The organism is Halomonas sp. SIMBA_159 (assembly GCF_046536035.1).
GTDB lineage: Bacteria > Pseudomonadota > Gammaproteobacteria > Pseudomonadales > Halomonadaceae > Vreelandella > Vreelandella venusta_A.
Map to the genome: position 1 here is coordinate 1 of NZ_JAWJBT010001052.1, position 255 is coordinate 255.

Below are 255 nucleotides of genomic sequence, written 5' to 3' on the forward strand. Positions count from 1 at the left end.
AGTGTATGCTGTGTCAATAATGATCGACAAAGACTTATATCGGACGCAGCGAGCCGATACAATGCATCCAGATATCTACCACATTGACAAGAAGGGACACTGATTCATGAGCTTCAGCGCTGTGATCCTGGCCGCGGGTAAAGGTACCCGCATGTATTCTGCTCTGCCGAAAGTTCTTCATACGCTGGCAGGTAAGCCGATGGTAAACCACGTAATCGATACCTGCAGTGATTTGGGTGCCGCGAATATTCATCT

1 protein-coding gene is annotated in these 255 nt (G+C 48.2%); it reads left to right on the forward strand.

Annotated features, from left to right (window positions below):
- Positions 1–106: 106 nt before the first annotated feature.
- A partial coding sequence (locus tag R0J87_RS22495) for an NTP transferase domain-containing protein (RefSeq protein WP_498889103.1) occupies positions 107–255 on the forward strand: 149 nt, incomplete at its 3' end.